Source organism: Streptomyces sp. WMMC500, assembly GCF_027497195.1.
In the GTDB taxonomy this organism is placed as follows: domain Bacteria; phylum Actinomycetota; class Actinomycetes; order Streptomycetales; family Streptomycetaceae; genus Streptomyces.
The window spans coordinates 3846206-3868484 of the sequence record NZ_CP114905.1 but is presented as its reverse complement, the minus strand read 5'-3'; the positions used below and the strand labels follow the sequence as shown (position 1 = coordinate 3868484).

At 72.9% G+C, this 22279-nt stretch carries 22 protein-coding genes; 14 read left to right on the top strand and 8 right to left on the bottom strand.

What is annotated here, in order from left to right; genetic code table 11:
- Positions 1–266: 266 nt before the first annotated feature.
- A complete protein-coding gene (locus tag O7599_RS16440) occupies positions 267–1352 on the top strand; it encodes a methyltransferase domain-containing protein (protein WP_281622901.1) in 1086 nt (361 codons plus the stop codon).
- Between the two features lie 117 nt (positions 1353–1469).
- Here the strand turns inward: O7599_RS16440 and O7599_RS16435 are convergent, their stop codons facing one another.
- Positions 1470–3584, bottom strand: coding sequence for an AAA family ATPase (locus O7599_RS16435; protein WP_281622900.1), 2115 nt, complete (start codon positions 3582–3584; stop codon positions 1470–1472).
- Positions 3585–3857: 273 nt separating this feature from the next.
- On the opposite strand from O7599_RS16435, the gene O7599_RS16430 reads away from it, so the two are divergent.
- Together O7599_RS16430 and O7599_RS16425 are read left to right on the top strand one after the other, a co-directional pair.
- Complete coding sequence (locus O7599_RS16430) at positions 3858–4226, top strand: hypothetical protein (RefSeq protein ID WP_281622899.1); 369 nt, start codon at positions 3858–3860, stop codon at positions 4224–4226.
- A 271-nt stretch (positions 4227–4497) separates the two neighbouring features.
- Positions 4498–5067, top strand: a complete 570-nt coding sequence (locus O7599_RS16425; protein WP_281622898.1) for a dihydrofolate reductase family protein — start codon at positions 4498–4500, stop codon at positions 5065–5067.
- A 27-nt stretch (positions 5068–5094) separates the two neighbouring features.
- On the opposite strand, the gene O7599_RS16420 is transcribed toward O7599_RS16425, so the two are convergent.
- From O7599_RS16420 to O7599_RS16410, 3 genes are all read right to left on the bottom strand, one after another.
- A complete protein-coding gene (locus O7599_RS16420) occupies positions 5095–5604 on the bottom strand; it encodes a GNAT family N-acetyltransferase (protein ID WP_281622897.1) in 510 nt (169 codons plus the stop codon).
- Between the two features lie 71 nt (positions 5605–5675).
- Positions 5676–6344 carry a cinnamyl alcohol dehydrogenase gene (locus O7599_RS16415; protein WP_281622896.1) on the bottom strand — a complete coding sequence of 223 codons (669 nt, stop codon included), beginning with the start codon at positions 6342–6344 and terminating at the stop codon, positions 5676–5678.
- A gap of 555 nt (positions 6345–6899) precedes the next feature.
- Positions 6900–7322: an ester cyclase gene (locus O7599_RS16410; protein ID WP_281622895.1), complete on the bottom strand. Its 423-nt coding sequence runs from the start codon at positions 7320–7322 to the stop codon at positions 6900–6902.
- Positions 7323–7427: 105 nt separating this feature from the next.
- Between O7599_RS16410 and O7599_RS16405 the strand changes: the two genes are divergently transcribed.
- Together O7599_RS16405 and O7599_RS16400 are read left to right on the top strand one after the other, a co-directional pair.
- A complete protein-coding gene (locus O7599_RS16405; protein ID WP_281622894.1) occupies positions 7428–8042 on the top strand; it encodes a TetR/AcrR family transcriptional regulator in 615 nt (204 codons plus the stop codon).
- A 239-nt stretch (positions 8043–8281) separates the two neighbouring features.
- Positions 8282–8452, top strand: coding sequence for a hypothetical protein (locus O7599_RS16400; RefSeq protein ID WP_281623680.1), 171 nt, complete (start codon positions 8282–8284; stop codon positions 8450–8452).
- 13 nt (positions 8453–8465) lie between these two features.
- On the opposite strand, the gene O7599_RS16395 is transcribed toward O7599_RS16400, so the two are convergent.
- The 4 genes from O7599_RS16395 to O7599_RS16380 all read right to left on the bottom strand — a co-directional run bounded on the left by O7599_RS16395 (position 8466) and on the right by O7599_RS16380 (position 11972).
- Positions 8466–10262: a serine/threonine-protein kinase gene (locus O7599_RS16395; protein WP_281622893.1), complete on the bottom strand. Its 1797-nt coding sequence runs from the start codon at positions 10260–10262 to the stop codon at positions 8466–8468.
- Positions 10263–10327: 65 nt separating this feature from the next.
- The gene (locus O7599_RS16390) at positions 10328–10912 is read right to left on the bottom strand and encodes a GNAT family N-acetyltransferase (RefSeq protein ID WP_281622892.1); all 585 of its coding nucleotides are present in this window, start codon (positions 10910–10912) and stop codon (positions 10328–10330) included.
- Between the two features lie 36 nt (positions 10913–10948).
- A complete protein-coding gene (locus O7599_RS16385; RefSeq protein ID WP_281622891.1) occupies positions 10949–11140 on the bottom strand; it encodes a DUF397 domain-containing protein in 192 nt (63 codons plus the stop codon).
- Positions 11121–11972: a helix-turn-helix transcriptional regulator gene (locus O7599_RS16380; RefSeq protein ID WP_281622890.1), complete on the bottom strand. Its 852-nt coding sequence runs from the start codon at positions 11970–11972 to the stop codon at positions 11121–11123. Before O7599_RS16380 ends, O7599_RS16385 begins: the two co-directional genes overlap by 20 nt.
- Positions 11973–12125: 153 nt before the next feature.
- Between O7599_RS16380 and O7599_RS16375 the strand changes: the two genes are divergently transcribed.
- The 9 genes from O7599_RS16375 (at position 12126) to O7599_RS16335 (ending at position 22171) form a co-directional block, all read left to right on the top strand.
- A complete protein-coding gene (locus O7599_RS16375) occupies positions 12126–12644 on the top strand; it encodes an ATP-binding protein (RefSeq protein ID WP_281622889.1) in 519 nt (172 codons plus the stop codon).
- A gap of 93 nt (positions 12645–12737) precedes the next feature.
- Entirely contained in the window at positions 12738–12941 is a 204-nt protein-coding gene (locus tag O7599_RS16370) for a hypothetical protein (protein WP_281622888.1), read from the top strand.
- A 945-nt stretch (positions 12942–13886) separates the two neighbouring features.
- Positions 13887–16037: a SpoIIE family protein phosphatase gene (locus tag O7599_RS16365; protein WP_281622887.1), complete on the top strand. Its 2151-nt coding sequence runs from the start codon at positions 13887–13889 to the stop codon at positions 16035–16037.
- 233 nt (positions 16038–16270) lie between these two features.
- Complete coding sequence (locus tag O7599_RS16360) at positions 16271–17989, top strand: ATP-binding protein (protein WP_281622886.1); 1719 nt, start codon at positions 16271–16273, stop codon at positions 17987–17989.
- Positions 17986–18423 carry a roadblock/LC7 domain-containing protein gene (locus O7599_RS16355; protein ID WP_281622885.1) on the top strand — a complete coding sequence of 146 codons (438 nt, stop codon included), beginning with the start codon at positions 17986–17988 and terminating at the stop codon, positions 18421–18423. Before O7599_RS16360 ends, O7599_RS16355 begins: the two co-directional genes overlap by 4 nt.
- Complete coding sequence (locus O7599_RS16350; RefSeq protein ID WP_281622884.1) at positions 18420–18788, top strand: DUF742 domain-containing protein; 369 nt, start codon at positions 18420–18422, stop codon at positions 18786–18788. The genes O7599_RS16355 and O7599_RS16350 overlap by 4 nt, the downstream gene beginning before the upstream one ends.
- A complete protein-coding gene (locus tag O7599_RS16345; protein ID WP_281622883.1) occupies positions 18769–19431 on the top strand; it encodes an ATP/GTP-binding protein in 663 nt (220 codons plus the stop codon). The genes O7599_RS16350 and O7599_RS16345 overlap by 20 nt, the downstream gene beginning before the upstream one ends.
- A gap of 281 nt (positions 19432–19712) precedes the next feature.
- Positions 19713–20903: a cytochrome P450 gene (locus O7599_RS16340; RefSeq protein WP_281623406.1), complete on the top strand. Its 1191-nt coding sequence runs from the start codon at positions 19713–19715 to the stop codon at positions 20901–20903.
- Positions 20900–22171, top strand: coding sequence for a cytochrome P450 (locus O7599_RS16335; protein WP_281622882.1), 1272 nt, complete (start codon positions 20900–20902; stop codon positions 22169–22171). The genes O7599_RS16340 and O7599_RS16335 overlap by 4 nt, the downstream gene beginning before the upstream one ends.
- Positions 22172–22279: the final 108 nt, after the last annotated feature.

Here is a 22279-nt window from a genome sequence, read left to right as displayed (position 1 = left end):
CTCCCCCGTTTCGGCTGCGTCGCGACCTCGCGGCCCGGGCGGCCCACCGGCCGCCGGTCTCACGGCGAGCCATGAGCCTAGCCTGCCGCGACCGCCGACCGCCGTCGTGCGCCGGACGTGGGCGACTGCCCGGTGGGCAGGGGGACATGGGAAGCCGGGACCGGGCTCGCGGCAGTGACCCCCGCCGCGGGGCGGACGTTCACCGGGAGAGCCGGCCGGGACGCACGATCACCCCGGCCGCACGCCGACGACGTACGAGGAGCGACATGAGCCCGGATTCGACGGAAGCTCTGCGCCACGAGTTCGCCGCCGCCCTCGGCGACGGGGGTTCGAGCCCGTGGCGTGCGGCGTTCGCCGCGGTGCCCCGTCACGTCTTCGTGCCGGAGTTCTACCGGCAGGACGAGGGCGGCGGCGGGTGGCGGCGCGTCACGCGGTCGGACAGGGGATACCTGGAGACCGTCTACTCGGACACCGCCCTGATGACCCAGCTCGACGCCCACGGCGTCCCCACGTCGTCCTCCAGCGAACCGGGCCTCATGCTGACGATGCTCGACGCCCTGGACGCACGACCGGGCGCCACCGTCTTCGAACTGGGCACCGGCACGGGCTACAACGCCGCCCTCCTGGCCCACAGGCTGGGCGCGGAGAACGTGACCAGCGTCGACGTGGACCCGGACCTGGTGGCGCTCGCCGCCCGCCGGCTCGCCGAGTCCGGGACGAGGCCGTTCGTGGCCACCGCGGACGGCGCCCTGGGCTATCCGCCACGCGCCCCCTACTCCCGCTTCATCGCCACGGCGGCGCTTCGTTCCGTACCCCGTGCGCTGATGGAGCAGGCCGTGGACGGCGCCGTGATCGTCGCCCCGATCGGCTTCGGCGTGATCAGGGCGGAGGTCACCGGCCCCGGCCACGCGGAAGGCCGCTTCCTCCCGACGCCCGCCCTCTTCATGCCCCGCCGCCTGCCGCCGGGCGCGGGCCCCGACGTCTCCGGCGCCCGCAACCGGCCCCCGGAACCCACCTCCCTGGCGGTGACCGCCGTGCTGGCCGGCCGCTGGGCGTTCCCCCTGTCCCTCGCCCTGCCCGGCTACAACGCGGTCGCCTGGCGGGCCGCCGACGGTGCCGTGTCGGGCATGGTCCTGTGGACCGAGGACGGTTCGACCGCCGTGGCCGAGTTGGCGGGCCGGGTCCGGCAGGCCGGCCCCCGGAGGCTGTGGGACACCGTGGAAGAAATCGCGTCCCTGTTCCCGGGCGGCGAACCGGCGCGGGAGGACTACGGCATCACCGTCACGCCGCACACCCAGCGGTTCTGGTACGGAACACCGGAGGGTGCCTCCTGGCCGCTGCCGCCGGGGTGACAGGTCTCGTCCAACCGAGCGCGCAGGCGGAGTCGGCTCGCTGACGCGGGACGGGCGCGGCCGGGGTTGCCGGGTCCCCGTCCACGTCCACGACGCCGCTGCACGGGTGCGGCGACGTCAGGCGGCCAGTTCCGCCGGCAGCGGCTCGGCGTGCAGCACGGTCAGGCCCGACACCGCCCGCGTCAGGCAGACGTAGAGCCGCCTCAGCCCCGTGCGGGTGTCCGGTTCCGCGGCGACGATCGTCGCCGGGTCGTCCAGTACGACGTAGTCGTACTCCAGGCCCTTCGCCAGCGACGCCGGCACCAGCGTCAGCCGCGCCTCGGACGTCGTCTCCTCACCCGGCGACAGGAACGGCAACCCCGCCGCGCCCAGCGCCGCCCCGAGCGCGGCCACCCGCCCGTCCGCCGCGATCAGCCCCACCGAGCCCTCCCGGCCCCGCAGCACCGACCCGCACGCCTCCGCCACCGCCGTGTCCAGCGCCGCCCCCGGCACCCCCCGTACCGCCAGGTCCCCCGCCGACTCCCTGATCGACGTCGCCTCCGCCAGCCCCGGCGCGATCGACGGCAGCAACCGCGACGCGTACGCGATCACCTCCCGCGGCACCCGGAAGCCCTGCGTCAGCTCCTCCACCACCGCCCCCGGCTTCCCCAGGTGCCCCAGCGCCACCGCCCAGCTCTCCGTCGCCCACGGCGTCGTCCCCTGCGCGATGTCCCCGAGCACGGTGGCGGAGCCCGTGGAACACCGCCGGCCCACAGCCCTGTACTGCATCGGCGACAAGTCCTGCGCCTCGTCCAGCACCACGTGCCCCAGCGACGGCGTCCGCTCCACCACGTCCCGCGCCTCGTCGATCAGCACCGCGTCCGCCGCCGACCAGCGCGCCGACCGCACCCCCCGCGGGGGCTTCTCCCACAGCAGCAGCCGCTGCTCCGCCTCGTCGAGGATCCCGTCCGCCTGCGCGGCCAGGAAGCCGGCGTCCGACAGCAGCCGCAGCACCACCTTCACCGGGTCCACCGCGGGCCAGAGCGCCTTCACCGCCGCCTTGACCGCCGCGTTCCGCGCCACCGCGTCCTGCACCCGGTCGTCCGGCGCCTCTCCGGCACGCTCCATCCGTACGAGCACCGCGTGCGCGATCCGCTGCGGCAGCGCCTCCCGCGCCGCCCCGTACCGGATGTCCCGCTCCAGCAGCTCCCGCACCAGCTCCTCCACCTCGTACGCCGGCACCCGCCACCGCCGCGACCCGCGCACCACCACGACCGGCTCCGCCGGCATCGTCACCCCGGCCCGCACCGCCCGCCGCAGCACCGCCGCCATCCGCGCGTCGCCCTTGAGCCGCGCCACCGGCGCCGGGTCCGCCCCCCGCACCTCCACGTGCGCCACCAGCTCCGCCACCGTGGCCTGCTTCACCTCCAGCTCGCCCAGCGTCGGCAGCACCTGCTCGATGTAGCGGAGGAAGGAGTCGTTCGGCCCGATCACCAGCGTCCCCGTACGCGCCAGCCGCTCCCGGTGCGCGTACAGCAGGTACGCCACCCGGTGCAGCCCCACCGCCGTCTTCCCCGTCCCGGGCGCGCCCTGCACGCACACCGTGCCGCCGATCTCCGCGCGGACGATCTCGTCCTGCTCCGGCTGGATCGTCGCCACGATGTCGCGCATGGGGCCCACGCGCGGGCGCTCGATCTCCCGCTGCAGCAGCGCGCTGGACTTCGCCGCCTCGGCGGGGTCGGTCAGGTGCTCGTCCTCGTACGCCGTGATCTCCCCGCGGTCGTACCCGAACCGCCGCCGCAGGGCCACGTCCAGGGGCTCCTTCTTCGACGCCCGGTAGAACGGCTGCGAGACGGGCGCCCGCCAGTCGATCACCATGGGATCCCCGTCGGCGTCGTGCACGTGCCGCCGCCCGATGTAGAAGCTCTCCCCGGGGTCGCCCTCGGCTTGCTCGGCGCTGGGGGCGTGGGAGTAGTCGAGCCGCCCGAAGAACAGCGGGGTGTCGGCGAGGTCGGCGAGGGCCTTGATGCGCAGGCCGATCTCGGACTGCAGCACCTCGGCGTTGACCCAGTTCGCGGTGACGTCCGTGAGGTCCAGCGCCTCGGCGTCGGCGCGCATGGCGCGCAGGGCGGTACGGGAGGCGGCGAGGTGGGCGCGCTCGTGGACGAGGGGCGAGGGGGCTGCGGGGGGTGCGGGGGCTGCGGGCGGTGCGGAGGGCGTGGCTGGGGGAGGGGGAGGGGTGGAGTCGGACATGGTGGTACGAGCCTCCGGCGGCTGGCGGTACGGTCACGGGCGTGGCGTAGGCCGCCGGTTTCCGACCGGCGGGCGGCACTCCCGGCGCGGCAGAACGGCCGGTGAGGCGGGGGCAGACGCGCGAGCCTACGCGCGGGGTGCGGACCGGTCCAACGAATTTCCCGGCGGGCGGCGAATGGCCGGTACTGCGCTGGCCTCCGGCCGCGGTGGGGCAGTTGTCTGTACGCCGACAAGCGCGTTTCACTCCGCTACGGATCCGAAGGAGCCCGCACCATGCGAAGAAGCCGGCTGACCGCCGCTCTGGCCACCCTCACCCTGACCGCCGCCCTCGCCACCACGGCCACGGCGGCCGCCGCCCCGACCGCCGCTGGCGACGCACCCGCGGCGCCCCCGTGCGCCAAGGGGTACATCTGCGTCGAGCAGAGCGGAGGCGTCGTCACCCTCGTACCGGAGGGCCGCCCCCACGACTTCGACCCGCCGGTGCGCCTGGTGTCGGTGGCCAACAGCACGAGCATCCCGTACTGCCTGGCCGGCAGCTACAACACGGGCGTCGCCCCCGGCGGGGTCTTCGAGCCGACGACCGCGTACACCCTGCGCCGGGTCACGCCGTCGGGCTCGGGCGCCTGCCTGACGGGCGGCTGACGACCCCGCGCCCCCACGCGCCGACCCGGCCCCCGCACGGCCCCGGCCCCGTGGCACACCGGACGGGGCCGGGGTCGACGCGCGGGGCGCGGCCGGTCCGGCGGACTGACGCCGGCAGCGGCGTCCCGTGCCGCACGCGGCCGGGGCCGTGCAGCGACATGACGCAGGTCACAGCGGTTGCGGCGATGACTCCGAGCGCGCAGGGTGGTCGTTTCAGGCGTTACCCCGGGACCACCCGGCCAGAGCGGCAGTCAGAAAGGCAGCACGGGACATGCGGAAGATCATCCACTTCGTCCACACCTCGCTGGACGGCAACATCGAAGGCCCCGCAGGAGAGTTCGACTGGCCGGCGATGGGCCCGGAGCTGTCCGCGTACTCCTTCAGCCTGATGGAGCGGGCCGACACCTTCCTGTACGGCCGGCCGGTGTGGGAGATGATGGCCGGCTACTGGCCCGACGTCGAGTCGATCTCCGACGACCCGCACGACCTCAAGTTCGCCCCGATCTGGCGGAGCAGCCCCAAGATCGTGTTCTCCCGCACCCTCACGGACCCGGGCCACGGCGCGCGCGTCATCGGCGGCGCGAACCTGGCCGACGAGGTGACCGCACTCAAGGCCGAGGCGGGCAAGGACCTGCTGCTGATGGGCGGCGCCTCGCTGGCCGCCGCCCTCAGGAGCCACGGGCTGATCGACGAGTACCAGGTGGTCGTGCACCCGGTCGTGCTCGGCGGCGGCAAGGCTCTCTTCCCGGAGCCCGCGGAGCGGCTCGACCTCCAACTGGTCGAGTCCCGGACCTTCGACTCCCGGTCCGTACTCCTGAGCTATCGGCCCGCCGAACGGTGACGCACGGCCCCGTGGGCGCCGGGCAGGTCAGCGGGTGAGCCGCTTCTGGAACCAGGCGACGTCCCAGAACCTGCCGAACTTCCGCCCGACCTCCTCGTACACGCCCACGGGCCGGAACCCGAAGCGCAGATGGAGCCGCTCCGACGCCTCGTTGGGCAGGGCCACACCGGCGAGGGCCAGATGCACGTCCTCGCGCTCCAGTACCTCGAAGAGCGCCGTGTACAACAGCCCCCCGACACCCCGCCCCACGTGCTCGGGCGCCAGGTAGACGCTGGTCTCGACGGACGTCGCGTACGCCTGCTTCGGGCGGAACGGACTGCTGGTCGCGTAGCCGAGGATCTTGCCGCCCTCCTCCGCCACGAGCAGCCGGTGCGGACCCCGGTCCGGGTGGGCCGTGAGCCACGAGCGGCGCTGCTCGACGGTGAGCGGCTCGATGTCGAAGGTGATCGGCGTCTCGACGACGTAGTGGTTGTAGATGCGGGTCAGCTCTTCCAGGTCGCCCTCGGCGCCGGGCCGTATCCGCGTGTCCGTGCCCATGCGGCGATCGTAATAAGCCCGCGTTACGCCCCTGTTTCCCCGGCGCCGCCGGCGTAGCGACGAGGCGGCGCCTACCGCCGCCAGTACTTGACGTTGCTGAAGCGGGACTCGGCGCGCCCTGAGCCGTGGTGGTAAACGCCGTTCTTGAAGTGGCGGGTGGCCGAGCCCCGGTCGGTGGCGCGCAGCGCCTCGACGTTGTCGAACCACACCGTGATGTCCCGGGTGCTCGCGTTGTGGGCGACCTTCATGTTGAACCACCGGTTGTAGATGCCGCTCTTGAGCGTCTGCCGGTCGAAGTACTTCAGCGAGCCGCCGGACGAGTTGTAGACGTTGAACATGATGTCCGTGGCCGGGGTGCCGGGGGCGCCGCCCCGCACGCGGAGGATCTGCATGACCGTGGCGCCGTTCGTGCCGGAGGGTACGTACACGTCGGCGTCCCACATGTGCTGCCCGGACGAGTACTCCTGCTGCCACCGCATCTCGGTCCTGGGATCGGTGTTCGAGGACTGCGTGTGCGGCTTGTCGGTGTCGTACACCCACAGCCTGTGTTCGCCGCCGCTGGACGAGTAGCGCTGGCTGACGGGCAGGTCCCAGGGCTTCTGCACGTTGAAGTCGTACGGCGTCTGCGTCCAGCCGGTCGTGGGGTCGGCGGCGTGGGCGGTGGGCTGCTGCACCAGCCAGGTGGCGCCGCCGGCCGTCAGTCCGAGCGCCGCGAGCATCGTTCGCCTTGTGGGGGTCATGTCAAGTAGCATACCGAATTGGTCCAGACCTAAGGAACAGAACCACGGAATCCGCTCGGGGCGGGTCGGAATCGGTCACCGTTGGAGTGCAGGTCTGCCGCCGCATTCTGCAACGCCCGTTGGACGGCCACGACGAGCTGGTCGAGATGCTCCGACTTGCCCTCGCCCGCCCTACCCAGCGCCGTATTCGACCCCCACGCGCTCCAACGCAGCCGGATCCGACTCCGCGGTCGTGCCTTCTCTGCGGCTGCTGGTTCACCGTCTTGCGACGAGGCCGGTGCCTGCGGTGCAGTCAGGCGGGTGGACTCGGCGCCGCGGCGGCGACCTGCGGTCGTTGCCGACGCCCCGCGGGGCCTCTCGTCGACGGGCGGTGTCGCGGGTGCCGCATTCACATCGCGGTTGCCGCGGCTCATCCCGAACGAAAGCGGGCCGGATGCGGTGCGGGCGAACCGACCCGCGACCCGGCCGATGAGGTTGTCGAACGTCTCCTGCCAGCGGAGGAGATTCTCGTTGGGCGCGGCGGTCACCAGTCGGCCGCCGGAGGCGGGAGTTTTTTCACAGGCCCAACTGGTTGCGCATCGCGTCGGTGTCGAGCAGGGACCAGTGCTCGACGATTCGGCCGTTGCGGACGCGGACCATGTCCATGACGAGGACCGCGTAGCGTCGGCCGGAGTCTGTGTGGGTGCCCCGGAGGGTGTACCGGTTGGCGGAGGTGTCGCCGGAGACGATGTTCTGCTCGATCGTCAGCGAGATGTCGCGGAACGCGCTGTCCGCGCTCACCTGTTCCCACCTCTGTCGCCAGGCGTCGCGTCCACGGTGATCGCCCTGGGTGCCGCCCCGGTGGTCAACGACCTCGGGGTCGATCAGTTTAAGGGCGTCCTCGAGCCGGCCTTCCAGGACCTGCGCGTAGCTCTCGGCGCAGCGCCGGTGAATCTCTCCCGGACCTGGGTGCGCGGTGTCTGCTGCTCCCTGCGGCATGCGGCATCTCCTCTGGTGGGGACACGTGAGGAGCAAATGGGGAACTCCCCACTTGCGAATGTTCGGCTACCGTAACCGGGGAAGTCCCCGATTGACAGGAGGGTCATGCCGTCGCAGAGCGCTGGACCTGCGCCGCGTTCGCAAACCCAGCGTCGTCGTCGCGCGGACGCTCAGCGCAACTACGACCTGCTCGTGGCCGCAGCCAGGGACGTCTTCCACGACCACGGCGTCGACACCCCGCTTGACGACATCGCCCGCCGGGCCGGTGTCGGCAACGCCACGATGTATCGGCACTTCCCGACCCGTCGCGAACTGATCATCGCCGTCTACTCCGAGGAAGTAGCCGAACTCTGCGCCCGGAGCCAGTCCCTCCTGGCCCAGGATCCTCCCGGCGACGCCCTCTTCAACTGGCTTCAGGACTTCATTGCACACGTCGCAGCCAAGCGGGACCTGGCGCTGTCGATCACCGATGACCACGCCGGTCAGCGATCGGCACTACTCGACCGCTGGCACCACTCGATGCACACAGCCGCGTCCGCACTGCTGACCCGGGCACAAAGCGCCGGTACCGTCCGTGCCGACCTCAACGCATCGGAACTCCTCGCCCTGGCCAACGGGATCGCCCTGACCACCACAGACGCCACCCAAGCAGAGCGACTCGTCCTCCTGGTCAGACAGGGCACGGACACTCCCTCGACACCGGACGACAGCATCCGCTGAAAACGCCAAGCACGACGCCGACTTCCACTGCGTCCTCGAAACACACGCCCAGGACCGCTCCTGCGAGCCACTCCGGCATGAAGATCACGATCTACGGCTGGAGTACTAACAAGTCTCGCGAGTCGCGCGTAGGTCACTTTTGGCCGAAACCCGGCCGCTATCCCCGTCCTGGGCTCTGGCCGCACGGTGCCGCGAGAGCGGCCTCGTCCGTGTCGGCGAGCAGACGCCAGGCTGTGGGCGTGGAGGCCACCGCACCGAACATCGCGTTCTGGTTGCGCAGGACGGCCAGGTCCGACGCCTACGACTCGGCCGGGGCTCCGGGGCCGGAGACGCTCAGGCTGCACGTGGCCGACGGCGGGCAGCACCTGCGGCATCCGCGGATGCCCGACCAGCCGCTGCCCCGCCCCTGATGTTGCGCCCAGGTCAGCCGGAAGTCGCGCTGAGCCCGGGCGGCGTGGGCTCGTAGTTGTCCACGCCGGCCAGGAAGCGTTCGACGCTCGCCTGCCAGGCGCCGTTCGTGTACATCTGCTCGATCACCGCGTTGATCTCGTTGCGGAGTTCCGTCTCGCCCTGGGGCAGACCGACGGCGTAGAGGTGCTCGGCGCCGAGTTTCAGTCCGACCATCCGGTAGCGGTGGGGAAACCCGCGCCAGGCGGCCTGTCCGGCGAGGTGGGCGTCCTCGGCGGTGACGGCGTCGACGTGACCCTTGTCCAGGGCGGTGAGGCAACGCGGGTAGGACGTGTACTCCTTCAGCTTCACGCCCGGTGCCACGTTCTTGCGTATGGCCTGCGCGGAGGTGGTGCCGGTGACCGAGCACAGCGTCATGTCGTCGAGGTCGGCTCTGTCGGGGACCCGGTCATCCGCGCGGATCAGAAGGTCCTGGCGGGTGGAGAGGTAGGGGCCGGCGAAGTCGACCTGTGCTTCCCGCTCGTCGGTGATCTCATAGCTCGCGACGAGGAAGTCGACCTTGCCGTCGGCCAGGACGCTCGTGCGTTCGGCGGCGGAGACCTCCCGCCACGTGATGTCCTTCACGTCGACGCCGAGTTCGCGCGCGATGCTCCAGGCGATGTCGACTTCGAAGCCCACGTAGTCCCCGTCCGGGGCGCACACAGACAGACCCGGCTGATGGGGCATGATGCCGACGGTCAGGCTCTTCCGGCCGCCCTGGCCACCAGAGCCGGACCCGGCCGGGGAGCGGGGCGTGGACTTGGCCGCGCAGGCCGTCGCGGACTTGGTGGGCGAATCGCGCGCTCCGGCGTTGTCACCACCCTGCGGTAACAGCAGCCATCCCAGCGTCGCCAAGCCGAGCCCTCCGACCGCCAAGGCGGCCGTGGCCGGCCACGGGACCCGGCGCCGGCGCGGTGGCACGAGCGTCGGAGCCTCCCCGGCCAGCCGCTGGTAATGCGGGAACTCCGCCAGCGCGCCGGTGACGCCGCACCGCCGGACGATTTCCAGCGGGTCGGGCCGCCCCGCCGGTTCCCGGGCCACGCACTGCCGTATCAGCTCGGCCAGCCCGGATTCCACCCCGTCGACGTCGATCTCGCCGTGCACCACGCGGTAGCTCACGGCCGCCCACTCCCCACCGCCGTACGGCGGCCGGCCGGTAGCGGCGGCGGCCATCGTCGCGCCAAGCGAGAACACATCCGCAGCCGGGCCGGCCTCGTTGCCCATCAGCACCTCAGGCGCGGTGTATCCGGGGGTGCCGGGCAGCTGCCCCGTGCGGGTGAGCTGCGTGTGCTCCGCCGCCCGCGCGATCCCGAAGTCGATCAACTGAGGCCCGCCCGGGGCCAGGATGACGTTGTGCGGCTTCACGTCCCGATGCACCACCCCGTGCCGGTGCACCGCGGCCAGCGCCTCCGCCAGCGCCGCGAACACCCCCCTGCACAGAGCGGGTTCCATGGGCGCCCCGCGTGAGGCCACGAGCAGCGTCGGACCCGGTACGAACTCCGTAGCGAGCCAAAACGGCGGCGCATCCAGACAAGCATCCACCAGGCGCGCGGTGTACGGGCTGCGCACGGCCCGTACCGTCGCCACCTCACGGCGGAACCGGGCCAGGACGTCGGCATCCCCCGCCAAGTCCTCGCGAATCACCTTGATCGCCACCTGCATCCCGCCCGGCGACCGCCCCAGATACACCCGTCCCATGCCGCCACTACCCAGCCTGGCCTGCAACGTGAACTCACCCAGGCGCTTGGGATCCCGGCTACTCAACGGCTCCACGCCCACCACCTTGCCAGAGCAGCGGTCACGACGTCGCACGATCACCCGGGACCGCCGAACGGTGCTCAACCGCCTCGCACCCGCGCATGCAGGTGCATGTCGTGTCGGCCGTCGTCGTGCAGGGCTGCGCTGCGCTTCGTGCCCTCCAGGAGATAGCCGGCCTTCACGGCGACCCTGCACGAGGCCACATTCCGGGTCGAGTGATCCAGTTCCAGGCGGTGGAATCCGACCTCGCCGAGGGCCCAGACAGTGAGTGCAGCAAGCGCGTGGGTGGCCACGCCGCAGCCGCGGGCGGCGGGCAGGACCCAGTACGCGACGGTGGCAACGCCGTCGTCGAAATCCATGTCGCGCAACGCGATCCGGCCGAGCACCGCACCCCCGTCCTCCGCGATCGCCCAGTGACCGCCCCTTTCCTGTGCCCAGTCCCGGCGGTAGGCGTCGAACCACTCCCTCACCTCGGCCTCGGACGAGGGGCGGCGGGTGTGCCAGCGCCGGGTGTCATCGTCCTGGTAGGCGGAGAGGAAAGCCGGTGCGTCGGGCTGTTCCCAGGGGCGCAGCAGCAGGGCTGGGGCAGCGGGAAGCACGGGCTGAGGAGAGGCGGCGAGGGCACCGGAGAGAACGGCGGGCGGCGTCGAAAGGGCACGGGTCATGAGCGCGGCTCTTCCGTGACTGTCCGGTCTGCGTCGTCAGGTGGTGGGGAACTCTTCGCGCTTGACGGCGGCGACGAAGGCGGCCCAGGCGGTGGGGGTGAAGGCCAGGTGGGGGCCGTTGGGGTCCTTGGAGTCGCGCACGGGGACGGTGGTGGGGGCGGTGGCCACCTCGATGCAGTCGCCGCCGTTGTTGCCGCTGTAGCTGCTCTTACGCCACGTCATGGCCATGCTGCCCGTATCCCTCCATGAACTTGCCGATCAGGGCGGCGGAATCACGAGCCGACAGAGCGTCAGCCCTGAGCACATCATAGGTCCGCAGGTGTTGCTGATAGACCGTCGGATTGTCGACGAAATGTCCGTGGTCCAGAGACTCCGAGTAGACCCACTCGTGGCCGTCGGGCAGGGTGATCAGCGACATCGAGGTGTTGGGCCGGATGATTTCCGGCCGTTCGGCCGGGGTGACTTGGATCTGGATGTTGGTCCGCTGACCTGCGGACAGCAGGTGTTCGCACTGCTCGCGCATGATCTCCGACCCGCCAACCACGTTGCGCAGGCAACTCTCGTCCAGCACGACGACGTACAGCGGGCCTTCCGACGAGAAGAACCGCTGCTGACGGCTGAGCCTCGCCCGCACTCGCTCGTCCAAGGTCTCCTCGTCGTAGATGACTTGGGCGAACTGTGCGTGCGTGTAAGCCTCGGTCTGGAGCAGCCCGGGCATCATCCGTTCCTGGTACGCCCGCAACGCCGTGCACTCCGCGTCCATCTGCGCTCGTCGTTCGAACCAGTCCGGATGCGCGACATCCGGGTACCAGTCGACCTTCAGCCACAGTCGCGCTAACAGTCCGTTACCGCCGAGGACTTCGTCGCACTTCGCCGCGAACGTGTCCGGTGGCACGCTCGTCCCGGTCTCGATCCTCGCGACGTACGACCGGTCGCAAGGGATCTGCTTCGCCAGCTCCGCCTGCGTCATGCCCGCTGCCTCGCGCAAGTGCCTCAGTACATCGCCGAACATCTCGGCCGTCGTGCCGGTCGCGCGGTGGGTGGCGTTGCGTGGGGTCATGTCTGCCTCCCGGTTCTGGTCACATCTGTCACGTGCCTGGCCTTGCCCTCGGCCGCTTCGCTCCGAAAGCCTTTCACCACGCAGCGTAACCGAGCGCTACGACGATACAGCGGTAAATACCAAAGTGTCACTGTAATTCTGGAGTTGATGTGGATGGCCGAGCATGGAGCGTGCGGTTCGGAGGGGATGGCGCGCGAGTGGTCGATGGGGTACGTGATGGCGCACCGGTCCGTGCCGCTGGTCCGGGTGCACGTGCGGCGGCAGTTGGCGCTGTGGGGGTGGGGTGGGGACGCGCAGGACGCGGCGGTCGTCGTGTCGGAGCTGGTGACGAACGCGATCCAGTACGGGCGGCGGATCGGGCGGCGGGTGTGGGTGCGGTTGGCCGTGCGGGAGGACGGGTCGCTGGTGATCGACGTGTCCGACCCGCAGGCGACGCTGCCGCCGCGCGTGCTCGACCCGTCGCCGCCGGGGCCGGAGGACGAGCGGGGGAGGGGGCTCTTCCTGGCGCGGGGGCTCGGAGCGGAGCTGTCGTGGTTCCCGCGCGAGTTCGTCGGCAAGACCGTACGGGCGAGGCTGGAGCCGACGCCCACGCCGGGCTCCACCGCGGCGCCGGCGCCCGGACCCGGGCGGGCGGGGGACGAGGAACTCGGGGGAACCCTGAGACTTCCGTAGGGGTGCGGCTGGCCCTTGGGTCGTAGATCCGGGGCCTCGGGGTTCCGTCCGCGGGTCGAGGTTTTCGCAGGTGATCCGCGGCACGCTGGAAGCATGAGCAGCGCTTCCATCGCCCCGCCGCACGGGGCAGCAGACACCCGGCGGGCCGCCGACGTCCCGCAGCCCGACAGTCCGCGCATCGCGACGGTGGCCGCGCGTGCGACCCGACACCACCTCCACACGGCGTGGCGAGCGGTCACCGCCTTCGGCGGGGCGGCGGTCTCCGTGGTGGTCCTGGGGGAGTACGCGGACCGCTGAGGGTTGGGTGGTGGACGGGATCGCCCCGCTGGGTACCCCGCTCCGGGGTTCTTTCCGCGCCTCGGTTCTTTCCGCGCCCCGGGTCTTCCCGCGCCCCGGGTCTTCCCGCGCCCCGGGCTCTCCGCTCCGGGCCCCATCTCCCCTCACACCCGCCCAAGGGTATGCGCCCCCTCTGACAGCGACCGGTAACCCGCCCCGTGAGCTGGCCCGTTGTGCCCGTACGCGGTTCCGGGGATACGGCTCCGGGCGTGCCCTCGTTCGTGGGTGGACCGGCGGACGGGGGCTCCGTGCCGGGGTGGGCCCGTGTCGCTGGGCCTCCCCCCGGGCCACCCCGCACGTGATGATGCGGGCCTCCGTCCGGCGTCAAGGGCGCCCCTCCGCTTCGCTGCGGGAACGTCGCTTCGCGATGGGGCTGCGCCCCACCCTTGACACCGGACTCCGGCCCGTAAAAGACCGGCAGCTACGAGGTGGCCCGGGGGGAGCGGGCACCCTCGAACGCAGGCTACGCAGGGAAACCCCGACCACGGGGGCCGAAGACCGGCACCCGGTGCCCCCGATCGCGGAGGTGCCCGGCGGGCGGGGGCCGGACTTCGGCGCCGGGCCCGCCCCGATCGCCGGACGGCCCCGGCATTCGGGGGCGGACCCGGCCCACACCTGGCGGAGAAATCTGGCCGTAACTCTCGGTAACACCCCCGGATCCGGCCCGAATCAGGCCCGGAACGCCGACTTTCGCCCACCTGTACGCACCTGACCACGCGCACACCCGCCCAGTGAACGCGCACGGGACAAACTCGCGGTAACCCCTCGTGTGAACCGGGGCAAACCGCCCGCGCGAGCCGACTTTCGCCGATCCGTGCGCACCCGGCCGCCCGGCGATCCGGGCAGGCGCCGGGCCTGGGCCTCCGTCCGGCTGCCGCCCTCCCCTTCCCGGCGTATTGTCCGTATATGGGCCACCCCCCGCCTGCCGCCGGCGGTGCGCAGTCCCGCGCCGCTCCCGACGACGCGGGCGGTCTCGACTGGCTGGAGGCCGCCCTCGGGCAGTTCATGCGCTCCACCGGCGCCTCCCTGGGGGTGGTGTACCTGCTGGAGCCGGACGAGCGGGTGCTGCGGCTCACGGTCGCCTCGGGCGCTTCGCGGACGCTCCTCGCGCCCTGGACCCGCGTTCCCCTCGACGCCCCGATCCCCGTCGCGCACGCCGTACGGGAGCGGCAGCCGGTGTGGCTCGTCGGCCAGGAGGAGATGGCACGCCGCTTCCCACGCGTGGGGTTCGTGCTGCCGTACGACTTCGCGTGTGCCGCCCGCCCGATCGCCTCCGGCGACACCGTGTGGGGCGGATTCGCCATGTTGTGGCCGATCTGGCACCCCGCGCGGCTGAGCCCGACCGAGCACGCCGCGCTCGGTACGTTCGGCCGCCGCTGCTCGCTGTGGCTGCAGCGGGCCGCCGAGCGTGGCGAGCGGGTGCGGCCGCCGGAGGAACCGCGGGTGCTGCCGCCCGGACGCGTGCGGTCCCCGCAGCGTTTCGAGGCGGTGGCGGCGGTGTCGTTCCTGGAGCGGCTGCCGCTGGGCTGCTGCGAGCTGGACCTGGAAGGGCGGATCACGTACTGCAACTCGGCCGGGTCCGAGCTGATGGGCATCGCCCTCGAGAACCTGCTCGGCGCCCGCCCCTGGGAGGCCGCGAGGTGGCTGCGCGACCCGGTCTGCGAGGAGCGTTACCGGGCGGCGGTGATCTCCCGGCGGGCCACGTCCTTCACCGCCGTACGGCCGCCGGACCGGCGGTTGTACTTCGAGCTGTTCCCCGACGCCAGCGGCATCAGCGTGCACATCACGCCCGTCCCCACCGGCACGACCACCACGGCCGCGGGCGGCCGGCCGTCGGAGTCGGCCCCGGAGCCCATCGGCGTGACCGCGCTCTACCACCTGATGGACGTGGCCGCGGCGCTGACCGAGGCGGTCGGCCTGCGGGAGGTCGTCGACCTGGTCACCGACCTCGTCGTGCCCGCGTTCGGCCCGCAGGGGATGCTGCTGATGGCCGCGGAGGAGGGCCGGCTGCGGACCATCGGCCACCGCGGTCACAGCGGCGGCTTCCTCGACCGCGCCGGCACCCGCCATCTGGCCGACGCAGATCCCGCCGCGCACGCCCTGGCCAACGGCGTGCCCAGTTTCTTCGCCAGCCTCACCGAGCTGCACCGCGCCTATCCCGCCGTCGCCTCCCCGGACGACATGGCCGCCTTCGCCTTTCTGCCGCTGCTCGCCTCCAGCCGGATGGTCGGCACCCTCGTGCTGTCGTACCGCAGCCCGCACGCCTTCCCGCCCGGCGAGCGCGCGCTGCTGACCTCTCTCGCCGGGCTCATCGCGCAGGCGCTGGACCGGGCGCGCCTGTACGACACGAAGCTGGAGCTGGCCCGCAGCCTCCAGGCCGGTCTGCTGCCGCGCAGCCTGCCGCCCATCGAGGGCCTGGAGGTCGCCGCCCGCTACCTGCCCGCCGGCCGGGGCATGGACATCGGCGGCGACTTCTACGACCTCATCCGCTACGACGAGACGACGGCCGCCGCCGCGATCGGCGACGTCCAGGGCCACAACGTGAACGCCGCCGCGCTCATGGGCCAGGTCCGTACCGCCGTCCACGCCCACGCCGCCGCCGGCACCCTGCCCGGCGACCTCCTCACCCGCACCAACCGGCTGCTGGCCGACCTCGACACCGGCCTCTTCGCGAGCTGCCTCTACGCCCACCTCGACCTGCGCCTCCACTGCGCGCACCTCGCCACCGCCGGCCACCCGCCGCCGCTGCTGCGCCACCCCGACGGGCGCACCGAAGTGCTCCCGCTCTCCCCGGGCCTGCTGCTGGGCATCGACCCCGCCGCCGACTACCCCACCGCCGAGGTGCCGCTCCCGCCCGGCGCCGTGCTCGCGCTGTACACCGACGGGCTCGTCGAGACCCCGGGCGAGGATCTCGGCGCCGCGACGACACAGCTCGCGGAGAAGCTCGCCGGGGCCGGGGAGAGGGCCTCCGTGGACGACCTGGCGGACCTGCTGATGGAGGGGGCGAGCAAGCGGCACGACGACATCGCCCTGATGCTGATCCGGGCCGCGCGGTAGGCCCGGTCGGGGCCGCGCGGGTACGGGCGGCGCGGGCCCCGGAAGCCCTCTGATCAGGGCGGCCATCTCTTGTCACAGATGTGCTTCAAACGGTCTTCTGGTCGTGCTGGTGTGGTGAGGAAACTCCCTATAGTGTCGGCGACTTGAGCACGCCGCCCGATTCGGGAGCACGTTGCTCGACCCGGCGCACACACCCGACCTGGGACAGGCCACCTGCCCGGAGGAGCCCGTCGATGACCGCGCACCAGGATGCAGCCCCGCCCCGGGCCTCGCGTTCCCGACTGCCCGCACCCCTGTCGGCCCTGTTCGTCAGCGTGCCCGCGACCGCCGTCGCGGTCCTGGCCGCGGCGGTGGCCGGGCCCGAAGACCACACCAAGCACATCGTCTACGGCGGGGGCGCCGCCGCCGTCCTGCTGTGCATAGCCGTCGCCGCCGCCGCCGGCTACCGCGCCAAGGCCGCCCGCGCCGACGAGCGCGCCGCCGCCGCGGCCGGCGCCGCGGCCGTCTTCGCCGACCGCGTCGTACCCGAGGTGCTGCGCAAGATCGCCGCCGGGGCGCCCGTCGACGAAGCGCTCGCCGCCGCCCCGCAGTTGGACAACCAGGCGTACCGGCGCGTCGTCCAGCAGGTCGCCGAGGAGGCGCGGCGCAGCGAGAACCGCCGGGCCGCCGCCATGGCCTCCTGCGCCAACGCCGCCGGGCGGATGCAGGCGATCACCACGAGCATGCTCGCCGACCTGCGCGAGATGGAGCACCGGCACGGCGACGCCGACGTCCTCGGCGACCTCCTCCACCTCGACCACCGCACCGCGCAGGCCGGCCGCGTCGCCGACAGCATCGCGGTGCTGAGCGGCGCCCGTTCGGGCAGGCGGTGGGCGAAGCCGATCGCGATGGAGTCGATCCTGCGCGGCGCCATGGGCCGGATCGCCGGCTACCAGCGGGTGCGGCTGCGCGCCGTCTCCGAGGTCGCGGTCGCCGGACACGCCGCCGAGGGTGTCATGCACGCGCTCGCCGAACTCCTCGACAACGCCTGCAACTTCTCGCCGCCCACCACCGAGGTGCACGTCTACGTCTCGGAGGTGCCGGCCGGCGCCGTCGTCACCATCGAGGACAGCGGCCTGATGATGAGCGAGGCCGCGCAGCGGCGCGCGGAGCGCGCGGTCTCGGGCACCGCCACCGACCTGTCCACGCTCACCGGCACCCGGCTCGGCCTGCCCGTCGTCGGGCATCTGGCGCAGAAGCACGGCCTGACCGTCTCGTTCCGGCCCTCCGCCATCGGCGGTACGGGCGTGGTGCTGATGATCCCGCAGGACCTGATCTCCCGCGCCCGGCCCAGCGAGCCCGTGCGGCGGCCGGCCCTGCCGATGCCCACGGAGGACACCGGCAGCACGCCCCTCCCGCTGCCGCGGCAGCGGGACGTGGCGGCCGGGGAGGACGCGGACGAGCGGGCGGGCGACGGCGGGCACGACCCGTTCGCGCTGGCCGCGCTGCCGCGGCGGCGCCGCGGGCGCACCCTGGCGGGGGCCCACCCGGGCGGGGTGCCGGAGGACGGCGCGTCCGGTGAGTCCGTCGCCACGGACACGGGCGACCCGGGTGCCGCCGACGAGGACACCGGATCGCACCGCCGGCTCGAACCCGCCGGCTCCGCCGCCCGGTTCGGCGCCTTCCGGCGCGCGGTGACCGGCCAGGAGCGGAGCGCGGACGGCCCCGGCGCCGCGAGCACCGCCGCCGCCGTCAACGGCCGCGAGCGCGACGCCGCGACGGCCGACGGCGTACGGGACGACGGCGTACGGGACGACGACCGCGTACGCGACGAGCCCGCCGCGGCCGTACGACCAGAGCACCCCGACGAAGACCGCGTACGCGAGGAACCCGCGGCGCCCGACGACGGCCCCGACTCCTCCGCCGCACCCCCCGCACGCAACGCCGCTTCACCTTCGGAGGACGACCGATGACCCAATCCCCCGCCGAGGCCACCGGGCTGACCTGGCTGCTGGAGGGGTTGCTGGAGCGCACGCCCGGCGCCAGGCACGCCCTCGTCCTCTCCCGCGACGGGCTCAAGCTCTGCCACACGCCCGAGCTCTCCGAGGACCGCGCCGACCAGCTCGCCGCCATCTCGGCCGGCATCCAGAGCCTGTCGCACGGCGCCTCCGTCGAGTTCGGGGACGGCAGCGGCGGCGTACGGCAGTCGATGACCGAGTTCTACGGCGGCATCCTGTTCATCGCCGAGGCCGGCTCCGGCAGCCATGTCGCCGTGATCGCCGCGGAGTCGGCGGACCCCGGGCTCGTCGGGCACAACATGCTCGAACTGGTCGAGCAGCTCGGCGACCACCTCAGCGCGCCGGCCCGCGGGCCGGTGCCCAGGGCCGAAGGGGTTGCGGCGGAATGAGCCGCCCCGGCCGGGACGACGATCCGGACCGGCTGTACACCCTGACAGGGGGGCGCAGCCGGCCCGCCAGCGACGAGTTCGACCTCGTCACCCTGGTGGTCGCCGAGTGCGAGCCGACGCCGGGCATGCAGTCCGAGCACGCCGCCATCCTGCGCATCTGCCGGACGCCGACCGCCGTGGTGGAGCTGTCCGCCGACCTCGGCCTGCCCGTCGGCATCACCAAGATCCTGCTGTCCGACCTGCTCGCCGCCGGCCGGATCACCGCGCGCCACCCGCGGTACGCGCCCCCGCGCACGCCGGGCGGCGTCCGGTTCGCCGATCCCGAGACTCTGGAGAAGGTGCTCGTTGGACTCCGCCACCTCTGACACGCGCGCGACGCCCGCGCCGGGCGGCGCGGCCGAGCGCGCCCCGCTGGCCCGTACGACGGACAACGGGCTGAAGATCGTCATCGTCGGCGGCTTCGGCGTCGGCAAGACGACCATGGTCCGCTCCGTCAGCGACATCCGGCCGCTGAACACCGAGGAGACGATGACCCTCGCCGGCCGCGGCATCGACGACCGCAGCGCCGTGCCCGGCAAGACCGCCACGACGGTAGCCTTCGACTTCGGCCGGATCAGCCTCGACGAGCGCACCGTGCTGTACCTCTTCGGCGCGCCGGGCCAGGAGCGGTTCTGGTTCCTGTGGGACCGGCTGTTCTCCGGGACGCTCGGCGCGATCGTGCTCGTCGACCATCGCAGGCTCGCCGACTCCTGGTACGCCATCGACCGGCTGGAGCACCACGGCACGCCGTTCATCGTCGCCCGCAACGACTTCGGCGGGCCCCCGTACACCGCCGCCGAGGTGCGCGACGCGCTCGACCTCGACCCGCACGTCCCGCTGGTCGACTGTGACGCGCGGTCCCGCGAGTCCAGCAAGGGCGTGCTGATCGCCCTGGTCGAGCACCTGCAACGCCTCGCCAGCACCGCCGCCGCCACCGCCGCCCCCACCGCACCGGAGACCGCGACATGACCCCGACTCCCGAGGACCAGGCCGCACCTGAGGGGAGCGGAGCGGCACACGCACCGGGCGAGCCGGGTGCCGTGCCGGCCGGCAAGGATGCCGCAGCGGCCGAGGAGGGTGCGGCTGCCGAGTCGGCCCGGCTGCCCGAGCCCGCCGGGGCTCCCGAGTCCGCCGGCGCCCCCGAGCCCTCCGGGGCTCCCGCGGCAGCGTGCCCGCACGCCGGCGCCGCCGGCTCCGTACCCCTGAGCGGCCCCCGCTTCCACACCGACCCGCGCGACCTCTACCGCGAGATGCGCCGCGACCACGGCCCCGTCGTCCCCGTCGAACTGCCCGGCGACATCCCCGCCTGGCTCGTCATCGGCTACCGCGAGCTGCACCAGGTCACCTCCGACCCCGACCTGTTCCCGCGGGATCGCGGGCTGTGGAACCAGTGGGAGAAGATCCCGCCCGACTGGCCGCTGCTGCCGATGGTCGGCCAGGTCATGCCGTCGATCCACTTCACCGCCTCCGCCGCCGACCACCGCCGGCACGCCGTCATGGTCGGCGCCGCGCTGGAGAGCGTCGACCCCTTCGACCTGCGCCGGCACTGCGAGCAGCTCGCCGACCGGCTCATCGACTCCTTCTGCTCCCGCGGCAGCGCCGAACTCGTCGGTGACTACGCCGCCCCCCTGCCCGTGCTCGTCCTCGCCCGGCTCATCGGCTTCCCCGACGCCGAGGGGCGGCAGCTCGCGCAGGTGCTCAACGAGCTGGCGGACGGCGGGCCCGGTGCGCTCAAGGCGTACGAGACGTTCATCGAGCACATGACGCGGCTGGTCGCCGACAAGCGGCTCGTGCCGGGCCAGGACGTCGCCTCGCGGATGCTCGCCGACCCCATGCACTTCACCGACGAAGAGGTCATGCTCGACCTCAAGGACACCACCGCCGCGGGGTTCCTGCCCACCGCCGACTGGATCGGCAACTCCATCCGGCTCATGCTCACCGACGACCGCTTCGCCGCCGCCCTCGGCGGCGGGCGGCACAGCGTCGGCCAGGCCATGAACGAGGTGCTGTGGGAGGACACCCCCACGCAGATCCTCGTCGGCCGCTGGGCCGCCCGCGACACCCGGCTCGGCGGTCAGCACGTCGGCGCCGGCGACCTGCTGCTCCTCGGCCTCGCCGCCGCCAACGACGACCCGGAGATCCAGCAGGCGCTGGGCGGCGCCGGCGGCGTGGGCGGCGGGTACGGGGGCGTACCGGCGCAGTCGGGCAACAGCGCCCACTTCGCCTTCAGCTACGGCGACTTCCGCTGCCCCTTCCCGGCCCAGGAGATCGCCGAGATCATCGCCAGGACGGGCCTTGAGGTGCTCCTCGACCGGCTGCCCGACCTGGACCTGTCCGTACCGGCCGCGACGCTGGTGCGGCGGCCGTCCGCGTTCCTGCGCGGCATGACCGCTCTGCCGGTCACCTTCACCCCCGTACGCGCTGCTGGAGGTCATCCGTGAACTGCCCGCACGCCGCAGGACCCGCCGCCGCCCCGACCGGCTCCGGGGCCCTGCCCGAGCCGCTGGCCGTCGACCCGCTCGTCCGCGACCTCGCGGGCGAGACCGCCCGGCTCTGCGCCGCACCCCCGCTCACCCGCATCGAGCTGCTCGGCGCGCCGGCGTGGACCGTCACGCGGCACGCGGAGGCGCGGCAACTGCTCACCGACACCCGGCTGGTCAAGGACATCGGCGCCTGGCGGCTGTGGCAGACCGGCGCGGTCACGGCGGAGTGGCCGCTGATCGGGATGGTCGACCCGGGCCGGTCGATGTTCACGGTCGACGGCGCCGAGCACCGGCGGCTGCGCACCAAGACGGCGCAGGCCATCACGCCGCGGCGGCTCGACGCGCTGCGGCCGGTGGTCGAGCGGGTGACCGCCGAGCTGCTGGACTCCCTTCAGGCCGCGGCGGCGGAAGGCGACGGGGTGGTCGACCTCAAGGAGGTCTTCGCGCAGCCGCTGCCGATGCGCGTGGTGTGCGCGCTGATGGGCGTCCCGGAATCGGAGATACCGCGTCAGATGCGGCTGTGGAGGGCCTTCTTCTCCATGCTCACGCCGCAGGACGAGCGGCTCGCGGTGATGGCGGAGCTGGACCGCGTGTTCACGGACATGGTGCGGCAGAAGACCGCGAACCCCGCCGACGACCTCACCAGCGCGCTGATCCTCGCCGACGAGGGCGGTGAGCCGCTGACCGAGGAAGAGGTCGTCGGCAACCTGAAGTCGATGATCGCGGCCGGGCACGAGACCACGATCACGCTCCTGCTCACCACCGTGCGCGGGCTGCTGACCCACCCCGAGCAGCTCGGCATGGTCCGGGAGGGGAAGGTGACGTGGGAGACGGCGATCGAGGAGGCGCTGCGCTACGACCCGCCCGTGACCCACCTGCTGATGCGGTTCGCGACGGAGGACATCGAGATCGCCGGCACGGTGATCGAGAAGGGCGAGGGCGTCGTCATCTCGTACCGCGCGATCGGGCGCGACGCCGGGCACCACGGGGCGGACGTGGACGCCTTCGACGTGACCCGGGCGACGCCGATCCGGCACATGACCTTCGGGCACGGGCCGCACATCTGTCCCGGCGCGGCGCTGTCGCGGCTGGAGGCGGCGGTGGCGCTGCCGGCGCTCTTCGCCCGGTTCCCGGAGCTGCGGCCGGCGGTGCCGTTGGCGGAGATCCGTAACCTGCCGGTGCTGACGCAGAACGACCTGGAGTCCTTCCCCGTACGGCTCGTCTGACGCCGGGGGCCGGGGGCAGGGCCGGTGTCCGCCGGTCGTGCCTCTGCCCTGCCCGCCGTCCTCCTTCCGTCTCCCCTCCGTCCCCAGCCTGGGCTCCCGCCCGTCACC

Coding starts and splice junctions, on each gene's coding strand:
- O7599_RS16370 (WP_281622888.1), top strand. CDS start 12,738: ATGAGCAGCGCTTCCATCGCCCCGCCGCACGGGGCAGCAGACACCCGG.
- O7599_RS16350 (WP_281622884.1), top strand. CDS start 18,420: ATGAGCCGCCCCGGCCGGGACGACGATCCGGACCGGCTGTACACCCTG.
- O7599_RS16375 (WP_281622889.1), top strand. CDS start 12,126: ATGGCCGAGCATGGAGCGTGCGGTTCGGAGGGGATGGCGCGCGAGTGG.
- O7599_RS16430 (WP_281622899.1), top strand. CDS start 3,858: ATGCGAAGAAGCCGGCTGACCGCCGCTCTGGCCACCCTCACCCTGACC.
- O7599_RS16440 (WP_281622901.1), top strand. CDS start 267: ATGAGCCCGGATTCGACGGAAGCTCTGCGCCACGAGTTCGCCGCCGCC.
- O7599_RS16340 (WP_281623406.1), top strand. CDS start 19,713: ATGCGCCGCGACCACGGCCCCGTCGTCCCCGTCGAACTGCCCGGCGAC.
- O7599_RS16410 (WP_281622895.1), bottom strand. CDS start 7,322: ATGCCGCAGGGAGCAGCAGACACCGCGCACCCAGGTCCGGGAGAGATT.
- O7599_RS16415 (WP_281622896.1), bottom strand. CDS start 6,344: ATGACCCCCACAAGGCGAACGATGCTCGCGGCGCTCGGACTGACGGCC.
- O7599_RS16405 (WP_281622894.1), top strand. CDS start 7,428: ATGCCGTCGCAGAGCGCTGGACCTGCGCCGCGTTCGCAAACCCAGCGT.
- O7599_RS16420 (WP_281622897.1), bottom strand. CDS start 5,604: ATGGGCACGGACACGCGGATACGGCCCGGCGCCGAGGGCGACCTGGAA.
- O7599_RS16385 (WP_281622891.1), bottom strand. CDS start 11,140: ATGGCCATGACGTGGCGTAAGAGCAGCTACAGCGGCAACAACGGCGGC.
- O7599_RS16360 (WP_281622886.1), top strand. CDS start 16,271: ATGACCGCGCACCAGGATGCAGCCCCGCCCCGGGCCTCGCGTTCCCGA.
- O7599_RS16380 (WP_281622890.1), bottom strand. CDS start 11,972: ATGACCCCACGCAACGCCACCCACCGCGCGACCGGCACGACGGCCGAG.
- O7599_RS16355 (WP_281622885.1), top strand. CDS start 17,986: ATGACCCAATCCCCCGCCGAGGCCACCGGGCTGACCTGGCTGCTGGAG.
- O7599_RS16390 (WP_281622892.1), bottom strand. CDS start 10,912: ATGACCCGTGCCCTTTCGACGCCGCCCGCCGTTCTCTCCGGTGCCCTC.
- O7599_RS16425 (WP_281622898.1), top strand. CDS start 4,498: ATGCGGAAGATCATCCACTTCGTCCACACCTCGCTGGACGGCAACATC.
- O7599_RS16435 (WP_281622900.1), bottom strand. CDS start 3,584: ATGTCCGACTCCACCCCTCCCCCTCCCCCAGCCACGCCCTCCGCACCG.
- O7599_RS16365 (WP_281622887.1), top strand. CDS start 13,887: ATGGGCCACCCCCCGCCTGCCGCCGGCGGTGCGCAGTCCCGCGCCGCT.